We start from the raw sequence: 18999 nt of genomic DNA, 5'->3' as shown, positions 1-18999 counted from the left end.
TCGGTGTCTCTGGCTTAGTGATTGGACGGCGCGCTGGCCGTGGGCAGGCCCACGGCACCGATCACCAGCGTGAACAAAATGGTGCCGGTGGCGAGAAAGACCAGCATGTCGCGGCCCGGGAAGGGCTGGCCGTTGTTCAGCAGCATGGGCACGGACAGCGCACCGGCCAGCGTGACCGCGCCGCGAATGCCGGCCAGCGTGGTGGCCAGATTCAGCAGTGGCGAGGGACGCTCGGACATCTTGCCCTGCCGGTGGGCGCGCAGCAGCGAGCCATGCACACCCAGCACCAGCCAGATCCAGCGCATCAGCAGCAGCGCAAACGAAATCGCGGCCACATAGCCGACCAGAATCCACCAGTCATGGCCGGCCTGATGCAGCGGCACGCCGATGATGGATGGCAACTGCAGGCCCAGCAGCAGGAAGATGGCGCCGTTGAAGGCCGCTTCCACCATGCTCCAGGTGCCTTCGGTCTGCAGGCGTTCGCTGATATAGCTGCTGCGCTCCAGGTCGGCGAAATTGGTGGCGATGCCTGCGGCCACGGCAGCCAGAATGCCGGAGACACCGATTTTTTCGCCCACGATATAGGCGGCAAAAGGCAGCAGCACCAGCAGCAACACCATCTGCGTGGCGGCGACGTCACCCAGGCGGCGTGTGATGGTGCCGCGCGCATGGCTGAAGCCCCAGCCTATCAGCGCACCCACCCCCAGGCCGCCGACGGCCATCCAGGTGAATTCCTTGGCGACTTCGCCCCAGGAGAACATGCCGGTCAGCGTGGCGGCAATCGCAAATTTCAGCGCCACCAGGCCCGATGCGTCATTGAGCAGCGACTCGCCCTCCAGCACATGCATGGTCTTCTCGGGCATGCCCAGATTGCGCGTGATGGCCGAAACGGCCACGGCATCGGTGGGCGAGATCACGGCGGCCAGGGCAAAGGCCACGGTCAGCGGAATCTCGGGAATCATCCAGTGGATGAGATAGCCCAGGCCCAGCACGGTGAACAGCACCAGGCCCAGGGCCAGCAGCAAAATGGGTTTGGCCAGCGCAAAGAATTCACGCTTGGGGATGCGCCAGCCGTCGGCAAACAGCAGCGGCGGAATGAACAGCAGCAGGAACAGCTCGGGGTCGAACGCGATGTGCAGACCGGCTTGCGGCCAGGCAATCAGCGCACCCAGTGCGATTTGAATCAGAGGCAGGGGGATGGCCCGTATATAGCGGGCCACAATGCCTGTCAGCGCTCCCAGCAGCAAGACAAGCAGAACAGTTTCAACAGCGTGCATGAGGCATTTTCTTCAACTGCCGTGGCAGTGCTGTGTCCGAGCAAGAAAAAAACCAAGCTCTCACATCAGTTATCAAGCGGCAAAGTACGAGCCGTACCCCATGAAACTGGCGTGTGCCAAGCACGGGACGGCCGGCAAGGGCCGCCCCGCCGCGAGGCCGTCGTCCCCCCTAGGGGGAAGCGGCGCAGCCGCTCAGGGGCAATCATTTTTTAAGGGCAAGCGATGAGCATTCTGGGTACACAACTGAATCCGCGTTCGGCAGATTTCCTGGCCAACGCTGCCGCCATGCAGGCACTGGTCAATGAGCTGCACGCACGCTGCGATCAGAACGCACTGGGTGGCAATGAGGCGGCACGCGCCAAGCATGTGGCGCGCGGCAAGCTGCTGCCGCGAGAGCGCGTGCAGCGGCTGCTGGACCCCGGCACGCCGTTTCTGGAGCTGTCGCCGCTGGCCGCGCTCAATATGTACAACAACGATGCGCCGGGCGCCGGCGTGATCGTGGGCGTGGGCCGCGTCAGCGGCGTGGACTGCATGATCGTCTGCAACGACGCCACCGTGAAGGGCGGCACCTACTACCCGATGACGGTGAAAAAGCATCTGCGCGCCCAGGAAGTGGCGGCGCAGAACCGTCTGCCCTGCATCTATCTGGTCGATTCGGGCGGTGCCAATCTGCCCAATCAGGACGAGGTCTTCCCCGATCGCGAGCATTTCGGCCGCATCTTCTACAACCAGGCCAATATGAGCGCTCAGGGCATCGCCCAGATCGCCGTGGTCATGGGCTCATGCACGGCAGGCGGCGCCTATGTGCCGGCCATGAGCGACGAGTCCATCATCGTCAAGAACCAGGGCACCATCTTTCTGGGCGGCCCTCCCCTGGTCAAGGCGGCCACCGGCGAGGTGGTCAGTGCCGAGGACCTGGGCGGCGGCGATGTGCACACGCGTCTGTCGGGCGTGGCCGATCATCTGGCCGAGAACGATCTGCATGCGTTGGCGCTGGCACGCCAGGCGGTGGCGAACCTGAACAAGGCCAAGCCCGCGTCACAGGCCGATCATGCGCCAGCGGCGCCCCTCTTTGAGAGCGAAGAGCTGTATGGCGTGATTCCCGTCGATACGCGCAAGCCCTTCGATGTGCGCGAGATCATTGCCCGCATCGTGGACGGCAGCCAGTTCGACGAGTTCAAGGCCCGCTTCGGCAACACCCTGGTCTGCGGCTTTGCACGCATCGAAGGCATGCAGGTCGGCATCATCGCCAACAACGGCATCTTGTTTTCCGAGTCGGCCGTCAAGGGCGCGCACTTCATCGAGCTGTGCTGCCAGCGCAAGACTCCGTTGGTGTTCCTGCAGAACATTACGGGCTTTATGGTCGGGCGCAAATACGAGAACGAAGGCATTGCCCGCCACGGCGCCAAGCTGGTCACGGCCGTGGCCACGGCCGCGGTGCCCAAGTTCACCATCATCATCGGCGGCAGCTTTGGCGCGGGCAACTACGGCATGTGCGGCCGCGCCTATTCGCCCCGTTTCCTCTGGATGTGGCCCAACGCGCGCATCAGCGTCATGGGCGGCGAGCAGGCGGCCAGCGTGCTGGCCACCGTCAAGCGCGACGGCATCGAGGCCAAGGGCGGCAGCTGGAGTGCCGAAGAGGAGGAGCGCTTCAAGGCGCCTATCCGCCAGCAGTATGAAGATCAGGGCCATCCCTATTACGCGACGGCGCGTCTCTGGGACGACGGTGTGATCGATCCCGCCGACACGCGCCGCGTGCTGGCGCTGGGCCTGGCTGCCGCGCGCAATGCGCCGATTGAGGACACGCGCTTCGGCGTATTCCGCATGTAAGCGGGCAGAGGCTGTCAATCATGTCGCGTCGCCATTTCCTCACCTGCTTGCCGCCAGTCCTGCTGTCGGCTGCGCTGGCCATGCCCATGGCTGGCGCTGCCGAGCCAGCGGTGCAGCGCATGGATGCGCGCATTCCGGTCTGGGTGCCAGCGAGCGGCGATTCGCCCGCGCACCGCGCCGAGTTGGCAGGCCATGTCTATCGTCCTCAGGGGCAGGGCCCTTGGGGGCTGATCGTGCTCAGCCACGGCACGCCCAGCGGCAAAGAGGCGCGCGAAGCCATGACCGATCGCTACGGCCCGCAGGCGAGCGCTCTGGCCGAGCTGGGCTATGTGGTGGTGACGGGTTTGCGCCGCGGCTATGGCGCATCGGACGGTCCTCTGGCCGACCGCTACGGCAGCTGCGATGCCCCCGACTACGCCCATGCGGCCCAGGAGGCCGCGCGCGATGTGGCGGCCATCATGACTTACGGGCAAAAGCTGCCCTATGTCGATGGCTCGCATGTGCTGCTGCTGGGAAAGTCCGCCGGCGGCTTTGCATCGCTGGCTCTGGCGGCGCAGCAGCCTGCGGGCTTGCGCGGCGTCGTCAACTTTGCCGGCGGCCGGGGTTCACAGCCGCAGATGCGTGAGAAAGCAGCGGTTTGCGGCGAGGCGCAACTGCTCAAGACCGTGGCTGGCTTTGCCGCCACCAGCCGTGTGCCCCAGTTGTGGATCTATGCCGAGAACGATAGCTACTTTCGCCCGCCGCTGGTGCGCAAGATGGCGCAAAGCTATCTGGCCACAGGCCAGAATCTGAAGCTGGTGTTTGCGCCATCCAGTGGCGCGGAGGGACACCAGTTCTTTGACCGGGCAGCCAATATCGGGCAATGGCTGCCGCAGGTCCGTGAATTCCTGATGCAGCAGCTGCCGGGCACGGCGGCTGCGCAACTGCAAAACCCTAACTCACTGGGAGACAAGCCATGACTGCTTTGACTTTGACCGTGGATGGCGGCATCGCCCGCGTCACGCTGGCTCAGCCCGCCATTCGCAACGCCTTCAGCGATGCGGCGATTGCCGAGATCACCGCCGCCTTCCTTCAGGTCGGCGAGCGTGCCGATGTGCGCGCCGTGGTGCTGGCCGCCGAAGGACCCGCATTCTGCGCGGGCGCGGACCTGAACTGGATGCGCCGCATGGCCGATTACTCGCGCGACGAAAACCGTGTCGATGCGGGTTTGCTGGCCGAGATGCTGCGCGTCATCTACGAATGCCCCAAACCCACGATTGCGCGTGTGCAGGGCGATGTCTATGCGGGTGGCATGGGCCTGGTGGCCTGCTGCGATATGGCGGTGGCGGCCGACACGGCGGGCTTTTGCCTCAGCGAGGTCAAGATCGGCCTGATCCCCGCCACCATCAGCCCCTATGTGATCCGCGCCATGGGTGCCAGGGCCGCGCACCGCTACTTTCTCACGGGCGAGCGCTTTTCGGCGCAGGAGGCGCATCGCATCGGCTATGTGCATGAGGTGGTCGATGCCGACGGACTGGATGCCGTTGTCGACGGCTGGCTCAAGCATTTGCTCAGCGCCGGCCCCGCCGCCGTGCGGGCCTGCAAGCAACTGGTGCTGGACATGGCCGAGCGCGAAATCAGCGAGCAGCTGATTGCGGCGACGGTGGAGTCGATTGCCACCATCCGCGCCAGCAGCGAAGGCAAGGAAGGCGTGCAGGCTTTTCTCAACAAGCGCAAACCCAACTGGCTGCCCGGATGAGATGACCGACCTGGCGGCCGGGGCGCTTCAGCCTGCGGGCTCGCATAGGGAATGAACACCATGGATATCTGGCAAACCATCATCGACTGGCTGCACCGAACCGGCCTGCATATCGACCCCGATACGGCCAGGGCCGTGGGCGATGCTGCCGGCCAGGTCGGAGACGTGGCTGCCAGGGCCGGGCAGGCCGTGGGACAGATGGACATGGCGTCCATGCTGGCGCTGGCGGCAGCCCTGGGCTGGGCCAGCGGCTTTCGCCTCTATGCCGTGGTGTTCGCCGTGGGCCTGCTGGGAGCCAGTGGTCTGATGCCGCTGCCCGGCGGTCTGCATGTGCTGCAGCACCCGATGGTGCTGGTCATCAGCGGCGGTCTGCTGTTCGTGGAGTTCTTTGCCGACAAGATTCCCGTGGTCGATTCGGTCTGGGACCTGTTCCAGAGCGTGTTGCGCATTCCTGCCGGCGCGGCGCTGGCGGCCTCGGTCTTTGCTGCCGACAGCACCACCATGGCCATGGCTGCCGCGCTGATGGGCGGCACGCTGGCCGCGACCAGCCAGGCGGCCAAGACCACGACGCGAGCCCTCATCAACACCTCGCCCGAACCGTTCTCCAACGTAGGAGCCAGTCTGGCGGAAGACACGGTATCGCTGGGTGCCCTCTGGCTGGCGCTGACCCATCCGCTGGTGTTTGCCGCCGTGCTGCTGGTTGTGGTGATAGCGATGTGGCTGGTGATCTGGGCGCTTTGGCGCTTTCTCAAGGCGATTATTCGACGCCTGCGCGGCAGTGGTGAGGCGCAGGATCCATTGCAAAAAACATAGCTGCTTGCGTTTGACGGATATGCGCTGAGTGGTGATTTGACCGATAACCGGAGACGATATGTTCAAGAAAATTCTGATTGCGAATAGAGGTGAAATCGCCTGCCGCGTAGCCGCCACCGCCCGTCGCATGGGTGTGAAGACCGTGGCGGTGTATTCGGATGCCGATGCCCGGGCCAAGCATGTCGCGGCCTGCGACGAGGCCGTGCATATCGGCGGCAGCGCGCCCAAGGACAGCTACCTGCGCTGGGAGCGCATTCTGGAAGCTGCCAAGGCCACGGGTGCCGAAGCCATCCACCCCGGCTATGGCTTTCTCTCCGAGAACGAGGACTTTGCCAATGCCTGCGCAGCGGCCGGCCTGGTCTTCATCGGCCCGCCCGCCAGCGCGATTCGCGCCATGGGTCTCAAGGCCGAGTCCAAGCAGCTGATGGAAAAGGCCGGCGTGCCGCTGGTGCCCGGCTATCACGGTCACGACCAGAACCCCGAGCTGCTGCAACGGGAGGCCGATCGCATCGGCTATCCCGTGCTCATCAAGGCCAGCGCGGGCGGCGGCGGCAAGGGCATGCGTCTGGTGGAAAAGAGCGAGGACTTTGCGGCCTCGCTGGAGTCCTGCAAGCGCGAGGCCATCAACAGCTTCGGCAACGATGCCGTCTTGATCGAGAAATACGTGCTGCGCCCGCGCCATATCGAGATCCAGGTGTTTGGCGACACGCAGGGCAACTGCGTCTATCTGTTCGAGCGCGACTGCTCGGTGCAGCGCCGCCACCAGAAGGTGCTCGAGGAAGCGCCGGCGCCTGGCATGACTGCCGCGCTGCGCCAGAAGATGGGCGAGGCCGCCGTGGCCGCCGCCAAGGCCGTGAACTATGTCGGCGCGGGCACGGTGGAGTTCATCGTCGAGCAGCCCGGCGGCTACGACCAGCCCGAAGCCATGAAGTTCTACTTCATGGAAATGAACACCCGGCTGCAGGTGGAGCACCCCGTGACCGAAGCCATCACGGGCGAGGATCTGGTGCGCTGGCAGCTGCTGGTGGCTTCGGGACAGCCTTTGCCCAAGGCGCAGTCGGAACTCCGTATCCAGGGGCATGCCATCGAGGCACGCATCTGCGCCGAGAACCCCGAGAACAACTTCCTGCCCGCTACCGGCCATCTGGCCGTCTATCGCAAGCCCGAATGCAGCAGCTTCGAGATCAGCGATGTGCGCGTGGACGACGGCGTGCGCGAGGGCGATGCGATCAGCCCCTTCTACGACTCCATGATCGCCAAGCTGATCGTCCATGGCGACGACCGTGCCCAGGCGCTGGCGCGTCTGGATGCGGCGCTGGCCCGGACCCATATCGTGGGCCTGACGACCAATGTGCAGTTTCTGCGCCAGGTGGTGAAGAGCCAGGCTTTCTCCAACGCCCAGCTCGATACCGCGCTGATCGAGCGCGAGCGCGAGGCCTTGTTCGGCAAGGATTTCGTGGGCCGCGACCTGGCCGTCGCCGCCGCCATGGCCTGGCAGCTGCAGGTTGAGCAGGCAGCGCAGGGCGCAGACCCCTTCAGCCGCCGCGACGGCTGGCGCATGTCTGGCCGCTATGTGCGTGCGTTCGGCTTTGCCTACCGCGGCGAGGACTTCACGGCCGGCCTGGCATACGGCCGCGGCACGCAGGCGGCGCAGACCTATCAGCTCGGCATTGGCGAGGGCGAGAGCCGCAGCGATGCCCTGCTGCAGTGGCGCGCACTGGCCGACGGGCGGCTGGAGCTGGGCCTGGACGGCAAGCGCACGGTGGTGGTGGTCCATGCCCAGGGCGACCAGCTGTCCATCTTCACCGAGGCGGGCAGCACCCAGATCACCGTGGTCGACCAGCTGGCCCATGCGGGCGACACCGGCCATGAAGGCGGCCGCCTGACGGCGCCCATGCCGGGCAAGGTGGTGTCCTTCACCGTCAAGGCCGGCGACAAGGTCAGCAAGGGCCAGCCGCTGGCGGTGATGGAAGCCATGAAGATGGAGCACACGATTGCCGCCCCCGGCGATGGCGTGGTGCTGGAGCTGCTGTATGTGCCCGGCGACCAGGTCAGCGAAGGCGCGGAGCTGCTGCGCATCGAGGTGGCCGCCTGATCTGGCCAGGGTTGAACTGTTTAACAAAAAGAGCGGCTTGCGCCGGACCATCCATGAATTCAGTCACTTTCAATGATGAAATCAAGACAGGTACAGCGCAAGAAGCTTCTTTTTTGATAGCGGTCCGTTGGTCATCCGCGTCTGCAGCAGGCACGGCAAGGCGTTAGGCTTGGCACCCATGAAAGTCTTATTTTGCTGTGACGATACGCGGCCGGAACCCTGGCTCAAAGGTTTGCATGACGCGCTGCCGGGTGCGGAGATTGCCATCTGGGAGCCGGGCGCGCCCCAGGCCGACTATGCGCTGGTCTGGGCGCCGCCCCAGCAGTTCCTCGACGAGCAGGCGGCTGGCCTCAAGGCCATGTTCAACATCGGCGCGGGCGTGGATGCGCTGCTGCCGCTGACTATCCCTGCGGAGTTGCCCGTCTACCGTCTCGAAGATGCGGGCATGGCCGTGCAGATGGCCGAGTATGTGGCCCAGGCCGTGATCCGATTCTTTCGCGGCCTCGATCGGTACGAGGCCGATATGGCGCAGGGCCTGTGGCAGCACCAGCGCAACCCCAGGCGTGTGGACTATCCCGTGGGCGTGATGGGCCTGGGCAAGATGGGCGAGCGCGTGGCCAGGGCGCTGACGGTGTTCGATTTCAAGGTCAATGGCTGGAGCCGCTCGCCGCGCGAGCTGCAGGGCGTTGAATGCTTCAGCGGCATGGACAGCCTGGACCGCTTTCTGTCCGAGACGCGCATTCTGGTCAACCTGCTGCCCCTGCACGACGAGACCCGCGACATCATCAACGCCCGCACGCTGGCGCTGCTGCAGCCCGGCTCCTATGTGATCAACGTGGGGCGCGGCGGCCATGTGGTCGATGCCGACCTGATTGCGCAGATCGAGTCCGGCCATGTCAGCGGCGCCATGCTGGACGTGTTCCGCGAGGAGCCGCTGCCCGAGAATCATCCGTTCTGGGAGCAGTCCAGAATCATCCTCACCCCCCATACCTCGGCCCGCACGCTGGCGGCGGACAGCATTGCCCAGATTGTGGGCAAGGTCGCCGCCATGAGCCGGGGCGAGCCCGTCACAGGTCGAGTCGACCTTGGCAAGGGCTATTGATAGCAAGGAGACAAGAATGAAATACCCCGCACGCGTCAAGATCATCGATGTGGGCCCGCGCGACGGCCTGCAGAACGAAAAGCAGCCTGTGCCTGCCGCCGTCAAGATCGAGCTGGTGCAGCGCCTGCAGGACGCAGGCCTCCAGGAGATCGAGGTCACCAGCTATGTGTCGCCCAAATGGGTGCCGCAGATGGCGGACAACGCACAAGTCATGGCTGGCATCGTGCGCAGAGCCGGGGTGCGGTATTCGGTGCTCACACCGAATCTCAAGGGCTTCGAAGCCGCGCTGGCCGGAAAGCCCGACGAGATCGTGGTGTTCGGTGCGGCCAGCGAGGCCTTCAGCCAGCGCAATATCAACTGCTCGATTGCCGAGAGCATCGAGCGCTTTGCGCCCGTGGTACAGGCGGCTCTTGAGGCCGGCATTGCCGTGCGCGGCGCCATGAGCTGCACCGTGGGCTGCCCCTACGAGGGCGAGATCGCGCCCGAGAAGGTGGGCTATCTGGCCGGGCTGATGAAGGGCATCGGCGTGCAGCGCGTGGACGTGGCCGACACCATCGGCATGGGCACGCCCGTCAAGGTGCAAAAGGCGCTGGAGGCCACGCTGGCACACTTCGATCTCGACCAGGTGTCCGGCCATTTCCACGATACCTACGGCCAGGCCCTGAGCAACACGCTGGCGGCGCTGGATCTGGGGGTCTGGAACTTCCAGTCCTCGGTCGCTGGCCTTGGCGGCTGTCCCTATGCCAAGGGCGCCACGGGCAATGTGGCCACCGAAGACGTGGTCTATCTGCTGCAGGGCATGGGCATAGAGACCGGCATCGACCTCGACAAGCTGATCGATGCGGGCCAGTTCATCAGCGAGCATCTGGGCCGCCCCACGCAGTCGCGCGTGGCCAAGGCCTTGCTGACCAAGCGCGCGGGTTGAGGCCCGGCCCGGCCAAGCCCGGCCCAACCGGCCCGAGCGGCCCGGGCAGGCATGGGCGTTGTTACCATCGCCGCCATGCAAGCAAGATCACATTTTTCGCGGGCCCTGTGTCTGGCGGCAGTTGCCCTGCTGGGCGGCTGCGCCGGCATGGATGCCCAGGAGTGCAAGGACACGGACTGGGCCTATCTGGGGCAGCTGGACGCCATGGACGGCAAGCAGGACATCACCACCCGGGCCAAGCGCCATTTCCGTACCTGCAAGGACAACGGCGTGCAGATGGATGTGCGGGCCTATCAGCAGGGCTGGCAGCAGGGACTGCGGGGTTTTTGCACGGCTGAAAGCGGCAAGGCTTTTGCCGAGACGGGCCGCAAATACCAGTATGGCTACTGCCCGGCGCAGGTGGAGTCTGCCTTTTTGCAGGGCTATGGCCCGGTGCGCGAGCGGCTGGAAATGCAGGAAGAAATGGCCCAGCTGCAGCAACGCATCGACATGAAGAAAAAAGAGCTGCGCGAAGCACGCAGCGCCAAGAACAGCTCCAGTCATATTGCTTATGTGGAGAAAGACTTGCGTGATCTGAATCTCGAGTTGCTGCAACTGCGCTTCAAGCTCGCGCAGATGCCGCCCAAGTAAGCGCAGCCGCAGATGCAGACAGCAGCAGATTTCATTGCGGCACTGGATGTGGACGAATCCGTCAAGGCCGTGCAGCTGGAGTCGATCTCGCGCGCGCTCATGCCCTGGCTGCAGCAGGCGCCAGCGGCCGAGGTCAAGCAACTGGCGCAGGCGCTGCTGGCGGGCAATACGCGCTGGCATGTGACGCTGCACGACACGTTGTCCTGGCTGGCCGACGACGACTGGCCGGCGCTGGTGGCCGCAGCCCTGCAATCGGCCCAGGCGCGCGGCAGCGTGAGCGAGGCAGAGCGCACGGTGCTGGAAGCCGCCAGCTATCAACAGCCCGAACTCATCAAGCCTTTGATAGCGCCCCTTGCAGAACTGGACTGCGATGTCGAGCCATTTGAGACTGAAGCGCAGGTGCAGAGTGCGCAAGCAGCTATGCATTTGATATTCCCTGCGCGCTATCTGGATCACGCAATTGCCTGGATTCCCCGGCACTGGCACCCCAGCTGGAATCTGCTGCACGGCCCTGAGCGCTATCGCTTTGGCGGCGTGGGCGCAGGCAACTGCCAGCATTGCGGCGAGCTGCTGCAGCACCTGATCAGCTTGCCGGCCAGCAAGGTGTTTGGCAGCGATCAGCCTGCTGACCCAACCGTGCATCTGCAGCTATGCCTGTCCTGCATGGAAAGCGGCGTGGGCGAGCTGCATTACCGCCACGACGAAGCAGGCCAGGCGCATTGCCTGAACGCGGCCGCAGATGGTCAGCTGCAGGAGCCGGACTGGGAGTACGGGCCTTTGCGCGCTACCGAGGTGGCACTGGCAGAAACGCCCGCACGCTGGCAGCGCCAGGATTGGGGCCAGTCCAACGGCCGCGAGAATCTGTACCGCGTGGGGGGCGAGCCTGCGTGGATTCAATCGCCCTGGCAGCCGCTGTGCACCTGCTGCGGCCAGAGCATGCGCTTTGTGCTGCAGCTGGATTCTCAGATTCCGCAGGCTGATGGTGCAGACGCTCATTACTGGGGCAGCGGCGGCATGCTTTACGGCTTTGCCTGTACGCCTTGCGCGTGCAGCGCCTTCATCACTCAGTACACTTGATGCACGGGGCGCGGTGGGCGCTCTTTCTTCGAGAGTTTGTATGTGTGGATCAGAACTTCATGCGCTGCCGGAAGGCGTGCAGCGCGTCAGCCGCTTTTTGCAGGATGCCGGTCATCCGCATGCGCCGCAGATGCTGGATGGCGCGGCCCGCACTGCACAGGAGGCCGCCGATCAGCTCAGTATTCTGGTCGGGCAGGTGGCCAAGAGCATCATCTTCAAGCGCAGGAGCGATGGCGCGGCCGTTCTGGTCGTGACCTCGGGCGACAAGCGGGTCGATGAAACGAAAGTGACGCAGCTGGTGGGCAAGGTCGGCCGCGCCGATGCCGAATTCGTCAAGTCCAGCACCGGCTTTTCGATTGGCGGCGTCAGCCCCGTGGCGCATGCCACCAAGGTCGTGACCTTGATGGATGCCGAGCTGCAGCGCTTCGAGACCGTGTGGGCCGCAGCAGGCCATCCGCACGGTGTGTTTCCCGCATCGCCCGCGCAGCTGCAGGCGCTGACGGCCGCCCCCTGGTCGGACGTGGTGGAGCAGGCATGAGTACCGAACTTCTTCAGGAACAGCAGGCCCTGCAAGCCCAGCAGGCCCAGCAGCTGACGCAACTGGCCGCCAAGGCCGAGGTGGCCCTGGTCTGGGCCGAGGCCGACCAGCCCGTGGCTTCGCCCTGCATCAACGTCTGCCGCATGACGCAGGACCGCAGCCATTGCCAGGGCTGCTTCAGAACCATTGACGAGATTCGCGCCTGGTCCAAGGGCGATGCCGAGCTGCGTCTGCAGATCTGGAGCCAGCTGCTGCAGCGCGCAGGCCTCAAGGACCCGCGCCAGGCCGAGATCTGATCACCCTTTGAGGAGAGCCGACATGAAGCACATCACCTGTTATCTGGACTTTGTGTCGCCTTATGCATGGCTGGCGCTGGAGCAGATGCCCAAGGCGCTGCAAGGGCTCAGCTATCACGTGGATTACCGCCCGGTGCTGCTGGGGGCCTTGCTGCAAGGCAATGCCAACCCCGGGCCGGCCGGTATTCCTGCCAAGCGCGCCTGGACCTACCGCCATGTCACATGGCTTGGCCGGTCGCTGGGCATACCGCTGCAGATGCCGGCCCGGCACCCGTTCAAGCCGTTGCCGCTGCTGCGGCTGGCGCTGGCCCATGGACGTGAAGGCAGCATCAACCGCTTTGTGGCGCAGGCGGTGATGCAGCATGTCTGGCAGGGCGGCCATGAGGCCAATGACGCTCAGCGCCTGCAGGTGCTGCGCGAGCAGCTGAAGGAGCAGCTGCGCCATGAGGAGGACGGTGCCGAGGTCAAGCAATGGCTGCGCAGCAATACGGAGCAGGCGCAGCAGGCCGGCGTATTCGGCGTGCCGGCCTGGGTCGTGGACGGCCATGTATTCTGGGGCCTGGACGGCCTGCCCATGCTGCAGGCCTATCTGCGCGGCGACGAGTGGTTTGCGCAGCAGTGGGAGGCCGCAGCCGGCGTAGCCTGGGGGCTGGAGTAGGGCGGCAGGTATGGGGCGGCAGGTATGGGGCCTGAGCCGGGATCGAGGCGCAGGACGGTGCTTTCTGCCTGGCATCGGCCATGGCGCCTAGGCGACGCCGGGCGTGGCGGGCCTTGCATAAGCTGGTGCGGTTTGAACACCATCAAGGAGACCGCACCATGGATACCCAGCAGATGTTTTCGCTCAAGGGCCGCACGGCTCTTGTCACCAGTGGTTCGCGCGGTATCGGCCGCATGATCGCCGAAGGCTTTGTGCGCCAGGGCGCGCGCGTGTACATCTCGGCGCGCAAGGCCGAGGCCTGCGAGCAGACGGCGCGCGAGCTGTCGCAGCTGGGCCACTGCGTTTCGCTGCCCGCCGACGTGTCCACCATGGACGGCGTGAAGTCGCTGGTCGATGCCTATGCGGCGCACGAAGGCCAGCTGGACATCCTCGTCAACAACGCGGGCGCGGCCTGGGGCGCGCCCTATGACGAATTTCCCGAAAGCGGCTGGGACAAGGTCGTGGACCTGAACATGAAGTCCCCCTTCTTCCTGACCCAGGCGCTCACGCCCATGCTGCGCAAGTCGGCCGCAGGCGAGCAGCTGGCCAAGGTCATCAACATCGCCTCCATCGACGGCGTCTCGGTCAACGCCTGGGAGACCTACTCCTACGCGGCCAGCAAGGCCGGCCTGATCCACCTGACCAAGCGCATGGCCCTGCGCCTGGCGCCCGAGCGCATCGTGGTCAGCGCCATCGCGCCGGGCCCCTTCGCCTCGGAGATGAACAAGAACGCGCGCGACCATGCTGAGGAGGCCGCAGGGCGCGTGCCCCTGGGCCGCATCGGCGAACCCGAGGATATGGCCGGCGCGGCCATCTTCCTGGCCTCGCGCGCCGGCGACTATGTGGTGGGCTCCACCCTGGTCGTGGACGGCGGCTGCGCCTGGGCGCGCTGAGCTCGCCCGAGCGCATTTAACGCATAAAACGATAGCTGTTAGCGCTTGATGGATAAGAAACTCAGATACAAAAGTATTTGAGTTTCAATTTAAGTAAGCGGTGGCAGCTATTGTTTTTGAACCATCCTTCCGACAGAAATGAATCCTTTCGGGGGCCGGTTCCCTGGCCTCAGGGCACGGAGGAGTCCGGCTCCACAGTGCTGCTCGTGAGGCCGGGCCTGCCGGTGAAAACCCTGGCTGCGCTACCTGGCGCGGTCGCGCAGGCGGCCGGGGCACGTTGCGATCGAGATCATTGGCGCGTTGAGGGGCGACGGCCCACTCAGGCTGCGGCCTGCTTGGCGGCGCCGCGATAGCGTTCCAGCCAGTGGGCATAGGGTGCGGGCAGGGTCCAGTCGGGGCGGGCCACGCCCAGGCTTTGTGCCAGTTGGTAGGTGTAGTGCGGATTGGCCAGATGGGCGCGGCCGATCATGACCAGATCGACCTGGCGCTCGGCCACGATGCGCTCGGCAATCTGCGGATCATCCATGCCCCAGCTCGATGCCACGGGCAGGCCGGCACTGCGGCTCACGCGCTGGGCAATGGGAGCCAGGAAGGCGGGCGTGCCCCAGGGGATCTTCACATCGGGAATCACGAAGTTGACGCTGACATTGAGCAGATCCAGGCCGCGCTCGCGCATCTGGCGCGTGACGGCGATGGACTCCTCCAGCGTTTCCTCATCGCGGCCGTCGTACTCGATGACGCCGAAACGCGCCGTCAGCGGCAGATGCTCGGGCCAGACCTCGCGCACCTTGGCCACGGTCTCCAGCAGAAAGCGGGCGCGGTTGCTGAAGCTGCCGCCATAGGCGTCGTCGCGCTGGTTGCTGTGGGCCGAGAAAAAGCTCTGCGCCAGATAGCCGTGGGCAAAGTGCAGCTCCAGCCATTCGAAGCCGGCTGCAAGGGCGCGGCGGGCTGCCGCGACAAAGTCGCCCTGCACGCGGGCGATGTCCTCCAGTGTCATGGCGCGGGGCACGCGCGGCAGACCGCCGCCAAAGGCGATGGCCGATGGCGCAATCGGCTGCCAGCCGCGGGCATCGCCTTCGGCAATATGGTCGTCGCCCCCCCAGGGGTTGTTGGCGCTGGCCTTGCGCCCGGCGTGGCCGATCTGGATGCCGGGCACGGCGCCTGCGGCCTTGATGCCGGCGGCAATGCGCGACATGCCTTCGATCTGGGCGTCGTTCCACAGGCCGGTGCAATCGGGCGAGATGCGGCCCTCGGGCGACACGCCCGTGGCTTCGACAATCACCAGCCCCGCGCCGCCGCGCGCCATGGAGGCGTAGTGAACCTGGTGCCAGTCATTGGTGAGTCCGTCCACGGCGCTGTACTGGCACATCGGCGGAATGGCGATGCGGTTGCGCAGGGTCAGGCTTTTGAGGGTGAATGGGGTAAAGAGTGCAGACATGCGGAGTATCGGTGGTGCGAATGGAATGAGTCGGCAGTCCTGCGGCAGAGCAGGAAGCCAAAGGTTTGATAGCGCCTAGCGCTCTTCATTGCTGGTTTTCAGCATTAAAGGCATCTGAAAATCAATGAATGAAGGTGCTGGCAGCTATCAAAAAATCAAGGACAGCGAGGCTCGGAAAGCGGTGAATACAAGCCCTGGGAAATGAGCTCGCTGGAGACGAAGTGTTCGGCGGTGCCCGGCATGTAGTCGGCGGGCCAGTGAATGCGGTGCATGCAGGGCTTCTGTCGAAGGGAATGGGGAAATGATGGGGTCTGTGGTGAAATAAATCCAATCGATATTTCTGATTTGTGAAATCATGCCGACTGATATCAAGAGTCTGGATCTGAATCTGCTCAAGGCCCTGGATGCACTGCTGGACGAGCGCAGCGTGACGCGCGCTGCAGAGCGTCTGGCGCTGACCCAGCCGGCGGTCAGCGGCATGCTGACGCGACTGCGCGAGAGCTTCGACGACCCGCTGTTCGTGCGCACGCAGCGCGGCATCGCCCCCACGCTGCGCGCGCTGGCACTGGCAGGGCCGCTCAAGGAATTGCTGTGCAATGCCGAAGCGCTGCTGCGCCCCCAGGCCTTTGATCCGGCTACGGCACATATGACGCTGCGCATTGCCGCCACGGATTACGCGCTGCAGGCGGTGGTGCTGCCGTTTCTGGCCGTGTTGCGTCAGCGCGCGCCCGGTCTGTGTGTGGCCGTGGTGCCGGCCCAGCATCTGCCGCTGCACGAGCGGCTGGAGCGCGGCGATATCGATCTGGCGCTGGTCACGCCGGAGCGCACGGCCCCCGATCTGCATGCGCGCCGGCTGTTCGACGAACGCTATGTCTGCGTGATGCGCCAGGGCCATCCCGATGTGCGCCGGCGTGGCCTGTCGCTGGAGCGCTTCTGCGCTCTGGACCATGCGCTGGTGTCCTATGACGGAGGCAGTTTCCATGGTGTGACGGACGAGGCGCTGGAGCGCCTGGGGCGCAAGCGGCGTGTGGCGCTGTCCGTGACCAGCTTTCTGGTGCTGCCCGAAATCCTGCGCAGCAGCGATCTGATTGCCGTCGTGCCGCGGCGTCTGGTCCAGCCCGACTCGGGGCTTTTGGTGCTGGAGCCGCCGCTGGAGATTCCGGGTTTCACCAAGACGGCTGCCTGGCATGCACGTACCCATCGCTCTGCCGGACACCAATGGGCGCGCGAGCTGCTGTTCGAGCTGGCGCAGGGCGGCGGGCTGGACGTGGAATGAGCGCGGCCCGCAAAAACCGTAGCGGTCTCTGCGGGCCGAGGTGAGGGCAGATTTCTGCCCGGGCCCGGCATGGCGCCGGGCCATTCACATCATCAGTGGCCGGATGCGCCTGCGGCACCCAGACCGGTTTCCGAACGCACTTGCTGCGCAGGGAACACGGCGCGCTCCTTGGCAGCCTGCGCGCTCTTGTCGAGCACGGAGAACAGCCACACGCCGAAGAAGCCGATGGCCATGGAGAACAGCGCAGGCGAGGCGTAGGGGAACCAGGCCGAGCCGGCGGGATGGCCCAGAGTCGCTTCCCACACCGAGGGCGAGACGATGGTCAGGCCCACGGAGGAGAACAGGCCCATGAAGCCGCCGATCACGGCGCCCTTGGTGGTGCAGTTCTTCCACAGCACCGACAGCAGCAGCGGCGGGAAGTTGGCGGAAGCCGCCACCGCAAAGGCCAGCGAGACCATGAAGGCGATGTTCTGCTTCTCGAACACAATGCCCAGCAGCACGGCCACAAAGCCCAGGCACAGCGTGGTGATGCGCGAGACCTTGAGTTCGGAGGCGCTGTCGGCCTTGCCCTTCTTGATGACGGTGGCGTAGAGGTCGTGCGAGACGGCCGAGGCGCCGGACAGGGTCAGGCCTGCGACCACGGCGAGAATCGTGGCAAAGGCCACGGCCGAGATAAAGCCGTAGAACACATCGCCGCCCACGGTCTTGGCCACCAGCACGGCCGCCATATTGGCCGTGCCTGCGCCGCCGTGGATCACGCCCTTGGCCGTGTCTGCCATTTCGGGGTTGGTGAGCACCAGGGTGATGGCGCCGAAACCGATGATGAAGATCAGCACATAGAAGTAGCCGATCCAGGTCGTGGCCCAGAACACGCTCTTGCGTGCTTCCTTGGCGTCAGGCACGGTGAAGAAGCGCATCAGGATGTGGGGCAGGCCCAGCGTGCCGAACATCAGCGCCATGCCGAAGCTGATGGCGGAGATCGGGTCCTTGATGAAGCCGCCCGGTCCCATGATGGCCAGGCCGAGCTTCTCGGCCACAGAGGCCTCGGCACCGCCATTGGCCGCGATCTGGGTACGCACCTTCACGCCTTCGGCAAACAGTGCCTCGGGGCTGAAGCCATACTTGGCCAGCACCATGAAGCCCATGAAGGTCACGCCGGCCAGCAGCAGGCAGGCCTTGATGATCTGCACCCAGGTGGTGGCCGTCATGCCGCCGAACAGCACGTAGATCATCATCAGGCCGCCAACCATCACCACGGCGATCCAGTAGTCCAGCCCGAACAGCAGCTTGATGAGCTGACCGGCACCGACCATCTGGGCAATCAGATAGAAGGCCACCACGACCAGCGTGCCGCAGGAGGCAAAGATGCGGAACGGCGTCTGCGCAAAGCGGTAGCCGGCCACATCGGCAAAGGTGAAGCGGCCCAGATTGCGCAGGCGCTCTGCTAGCAAAAAGGTGAGCAGGGGCCAGCCGACCAGAAAGCCGATGGAGTAGATCAGGCCGTCATAGCCGCTGGCCATGACGGAGGCCGAGATGCCGAGGAAGGAGGCGGCGGACATATAGTCGCCCGCAATCGCCAGACCGTTCTGAAAGCCGGTGATGCCGCCGCCTGCGGTATAGAAGTCGGAGGCCGACTTGGTGCGGCCCGCCGCCCATTTGGTGATCCACAGGGTGGCCAGCACAAAGGCGGTGAACATGATGATGGCCGTCCAGTTGGTGGCCTGCTTGGCGGCGTTGCCGACGTCACCGCCGGCGGCCAGCACAGGAGCTGTCACGGCCAGCGCCGCAGCGCCCGCCAGCCATTGGGAAAAGATGCGCTGCTTCATTGCTTGATGCCTTTGAGAATGTCGCGGGTGAGCTGATCAAACTCGTTGTTGGCGCGGCGCACATACAGGCCGGTAATGATCACGGAAAAAATGATGACGCCCATGCCGATGGGAATGCCCAGCGTGGTCACTCCGGCACCGATGGGCCGGGCCAGGAACTCCTTGTCGAACGCGATCAGCGCGACATAGCCGTAGTACACGACCAGCATCAGAACGGTCAGCGCCAGGCCCAGGCGGTTGCGCTTGCGGCGCAGTTGCTGGTAGGCGGGGTTGTTTTGGATTGTCTCTATCACCGGGTCTCGCACAGCGTTGTCTCCTTTGAAGTTTTCCAGCCTGCCATCCGGTGCACGGTGGCTTGCCTGCAATGCATTCTGAGAAGCCCGTCTGACCGCCTCCTTACTTACGATATCGGTGTTTGCCCCTGGTTTTTCACATCAAAAAAAAACGAATCCGGGTAAGTGCGGAGAGGGTCGGGTAATGCCCAGTCTTGAATTTTTGAGAAGCTTTTTTTTGTAAGTTAGCGGTCAGTTGTCGCTTTGATATTGGAC

17 protein-coding genes and 1 pseudogene are annotated in these 18999 nt (G+C 64.8%); 14 read left to right on the top strand and 4 right to left on the bottom strand.

The features are described 5' to 3' along the window. Window positions 1-41 precede the first annotated feature (41 nt). Window positions 42-1277, bottom strand: a pseudogene (locus tag QYQ99_RS09575) (Na+/H+ antiporter); the annotation flags it as partial. A 222-nt stretch (window positions 1278-1499) separates the two neighbouring features. Here QYQ99_RS09575 and QYQ99_RS09570 point away from each other — a divergent pair. The 13 genes from QYQ99_RS09570 (at window position 1500) to QYQ99_RS09510 (ending at window position 13911) form a co-directional block, all read left to right on the top strand. After that, the gene (locus QYQ99_RS09570) at window positions 1500-3107 is read left to right on the top strand and encodes a carboxyl transferase domain-containing protein (RefSeq protein WP_302092422.1); all 1608 of its coding nucleotides are present in this window, start codon (window positions 1500-1502) and stop codon (window positions 3105-3107) included. Between the two features lie 20 nt (window positions 3108-3127). Then, entirely contained in the window at window positions 3128-4066 is a 939-nt protein-coding gene (locus tag QYQ99_RS09565) for an alpha/beta hydrolase family protein (RefSeq protein ID WP_302092421.1), read from the top strand. Continuing rightward, on the top strand, window positions 4063-4845 hold the full coding sequence (locus QYQ99_RS09560; protein WP_302092420.1) for an enoyl-CoA hydratase/isomerase family protein: 783 nt from the start codon (window positions 4063-4065) through the stop codon (window positions 4843-4845). The genes QYQ99_RS09565 and QYQ99_RS09560 overlap by 4 nt, the downstream gene beginning before the upstream one ends. Before the next feature lie 60 nt (window positions 4846-4905). Beyond that, window positions 4906-5658 (top strand): DUF4126 domain-containing protein, encoded by a 753-nt coding sequence (locus tag QYQ99_RS09555; protein ID WP_302092419.1) that lies wholly within the window; start codon window positions 4906-4908, stop codon window positions 5656-5658. 58 nt (window positions 5659-5716) lie between these two features. After that, entirely contained in the window at window positions 5717-7753 is a 2037-nt protein-coding gene (locus tag QYQ99_RS09550) for an acetyl/propionyl/methylcrotonyl-CoA carboxylase subunit alpha (protein WP_302092418.1), read from the top strand. A gap of 178 nt (window positions 7754-7931) precedes the next feature. After that, the gene (locus QYQ99_RS09545; protein WP_302092417.1) at window positions 7932-8855 is read left to right on the top strand and encodes a 2-hydroxyacid dehydrogenase; all 924 of its coding nucleotides are present in this window, start codon (window positions 7932-7934) and stop codon (window positions 8853-8855) included. Window positions 8856-8871: 16 nt separating this feature from the next. Next, window positions 8872-9780 carry a hydroxymethylglutaryl-CoA lyase gene (locus QYQ99_RS09540; RefSeq protein ID WP_302092416.1) on the top strand — a complete coding sequence of 303 codons (909 nt, stop codon included), beginning with the start codon at window positions 8872-8874 and terminating at the stop codon, window positions 9778-9780. A 75-nt stretch (window positions 9781-9855) separates the two neighbouring features. After that, window positions 9856-10410 (top strand): DUF2799 domain-containing protein, encoded by a 555-nt coding sequence (locus tag QYQ99_RS09535; protein WP_302092415.1) that lies wholly within the window; start codon window positions 9856-9858, stop codon window positions 10408-10410. Window positions 10411-10422: 12 nt separating this feature from the next. Further along, on the top strand, window positions 10423-11487 hold the full coding sequence (locus QYQ99_RS09530; protein ID WP_302092414.1) for a hypothetical protein: 1065 nt from the start codon (window positions 10423-10425) through the stop codon (window positions 11485-11487). Between the two features lie 40 nt (window positions 11488-11527). Continuing rightward, entirely contained in the window at window positions 11528-12025 is a 498-nt protein-coding gene (locus QYQ99_RS09525; RefSeq protein WP_302092413.1) for a YbaK/EbsC family protein, read from the top strand. Continuing rightward, window positions 12022-12321, top strand: coding sequence for a DUF1289 domain-containing protein (locus tag QYQ99_RS09520; protein WP_302092412.1), 300 nt, complete (start codon window positions 12022-12024; stop codon window positions 12319-12321). Before QYQ99_RS09525 ends, QYQ99_RS09520 begins: the two co-directional genes overlap by 4 nt. Before the next feature lie 22 nt (window positions 12322-12343). Continuing rightward, on the top strand, window positions 12344-12979 hold the full coding sequence (locus QYQ99_RS09515) for a 2-hydroxychromene-2-carboxylate isomerase (protein ID WP_302092411.1): 636 nt from the start codon (window positions 12344-12346) through the stop codon (window positions 12977-12979). A gap of 158 nt (window positions 12980-13137) precedes the next feature. Next, a complete protein-coding gene (locus QYQ99_RS09510) occupies window positions 13138-13911 on the top strand; it encodes an SDR family oxidoreductase (protein ID WP_302092410.1) in 774 nt (257 codons plus the stop codon). A gap of 319 nt (window positions 13912-14230) precedes the next feature. Here QYQ99_RS09510 and QYQ99_RS09505 read toward each other — a convergent pair whose 3' ends face one another. Next, the gene (locus tag QYQ99_RS09505) at window positions 14231-15349 is read right to left on the bottom strand and encodes an NADH:flavin oxidoreductase/NADH oxidase (protein WP_302092409.1); all 1119 of its coding nucleotides are present in this window, start codon (window positions 15347-15349) and stop codon (window positions 14231-14233) included. A 355-nt stretch (window positions 15350-15704) separates the two neighbouring features. Between QYQ99_RS09505 and QYQ99_RS09500 the strand changes: the two genes are divergently transcribed. Beyond that, window positions 15705-16625: a LysR family transcriptional regulator gene (locus QYQ99_RS09500; RefSeq protein ID WP_302092408.1), complete on the top strand. Its 921-nt coding sequence runs from the start codon at window positions 15705-15707 to the stop codon at window positions 16623-16625. A gap of 92 nt (window positions 16626-16717) precedes the next feature. Here the strand turns inward: QYQ99_RS09500 and QYQ99_RS09495 are convergent, their stop codons facing one another. Further along, entirely contained in the window at window positions 16718-18451 is a 1734-nt protein-coding gene (locus QYQ99_RS09495; protein ID WP_302092407.1) for a cation acetate symporter, read from the bottom strand. Further along, entirely contained in the window at window positions 18448-18756 is a 309-nt protein-coding gene (locus QYQ99_RS09490; protein WP_302092406.1) for a DUF485 domain-containing protein, read from the bottom strand. The genes QYQ99_RS09495 and QYQ99_RS09490 overlap by 4 nt, the downstream gene beginning before the upstream one ends. Between the last annotated feature and the right edge of the window lie 243 nt (window positions 18757-18999).

Source organism: Comamonas testosteroni, assembly GCF_030505195.1.
Lineage (GTDB): Bacteria > Pseudomonadota > Gammaproteobacteria > Burkholderiales > Burkholderiaceae_C > Comamonas > Comamonas testosteroni_G.
The sequence above is the reverse complement of the archived record's forward strand: the minus strand, read 5'-3'. Positions and strand labels throughout refer to the sequence as shown.

Coding starts and splice junctions, on each gene's coding strand:
- QYQ99_RS09570 (WP_302092422.1), top strand. CDS start 1,500: ATGAGCATTCTGGGTACACAACTGAATCCGCGTTCGGCAGATTTCCTG.
- QYQ99_RS09565 (WP_302092421.1), top strand. CDS start 3,128: ATGTCGCGTCGCCATTTCCTCACCTGCTTGCCGCCAGTCCTGCTGTCG.
- QYQ99_RS09560 (WP_302092420.1), top strand. CDS start 4,063: ATGACTGCTTTGACTTTGACCGTGGATGGCGGCATCGCCCGCGTCACG.
- QYQ99_RS09555 (WP_302092419.1), top strand. CDS start 4,906: ATGGATATCTGGCAAACCATCATCGACTGGCTGCACCGAACCGGCCTG.
- QYQ99_RS09550 (WP_302092418.1), top strand. CDS start 5,717: ATGTTCAAGAAAATTCTGATTGCGAATAGAGGTGAAATCGCCTGCCGC.
- QYQ99_RS09545 (WP_302092417.1), top strand. CDS start 7,932: ATGAAAGTCTTATTTTGCTGTGACGATACGCGGCCGGAACCCTGGCTC.
- QYQ99_RS09540 (WP_302092416.1), top strand. CDS start 8,872: ATGAAATACCCCGCACGCGTCAAGATCATCGATGTGGGCCCGCGCGAC.
- QYQ99_RS09535 (WP_302092415.1), top strand. CDS start 9,856: ATGCAAGCAAGATCACATTTTTCGCGGGCCCTGTGTCTGGCGGCAGTT.
- QYQ99_RS09530 (WP_302092414.1), top strand. CDS start 10,423: ATGCAGACAGCAGCAGATTTCATTGCGGCACTGGATGTGGACGAATCC.
- QYQ99_RS09525 (WP_302092413.1), top strand. CDS start 11,528: ATGTGTGGATCAGAACTTCATGCGCTGCCGGAAGGCGTGCAGCGCGTC.
- QYQ99_RS09520 (WP_302092412.1), top strand. CDS start 12,022: ATGAGTACCGAACTTCTTCAGGAACAGCAGGCCCTGCAAGCCCAGCAG.
- QYQ99_RS09515 (WP_302092411.1), top strand. CDS start 12,344: ATGAAGCACATCACCTGTTATCTGGACTTTGTGTCGCCTTATGCATGG.
- QYQ99_RS09510 (WP_302092410.1), top strand. CDS start 13,138: ATGGATACCCAGCAGATGTTTTCGCTCAAGGGCCGCACGGCTCTTGTC.
- QYQ99_RS09505 (WP_302092409.1), bottom strand. CDS start 15,349: ATGTCTGCACTCTTTACCCCATTCACCCTCAAAAGCCTGACCCTGCGC.
- QYQ99_RS09500 (WP_302092408.1), top strand. CDS start 15,705: ATGCCGACTGATATCAAGAGTCTGGATCTGAATCTGCTCAAGGCCCTG.
- QYQ99_RS09495 (WP_302092407.1), bottom strand. CDS start 18,451: ATGAAGCAGCGCATCTTTTCCCAATGGCTGGCGGGCGCTGCGGCGCTG.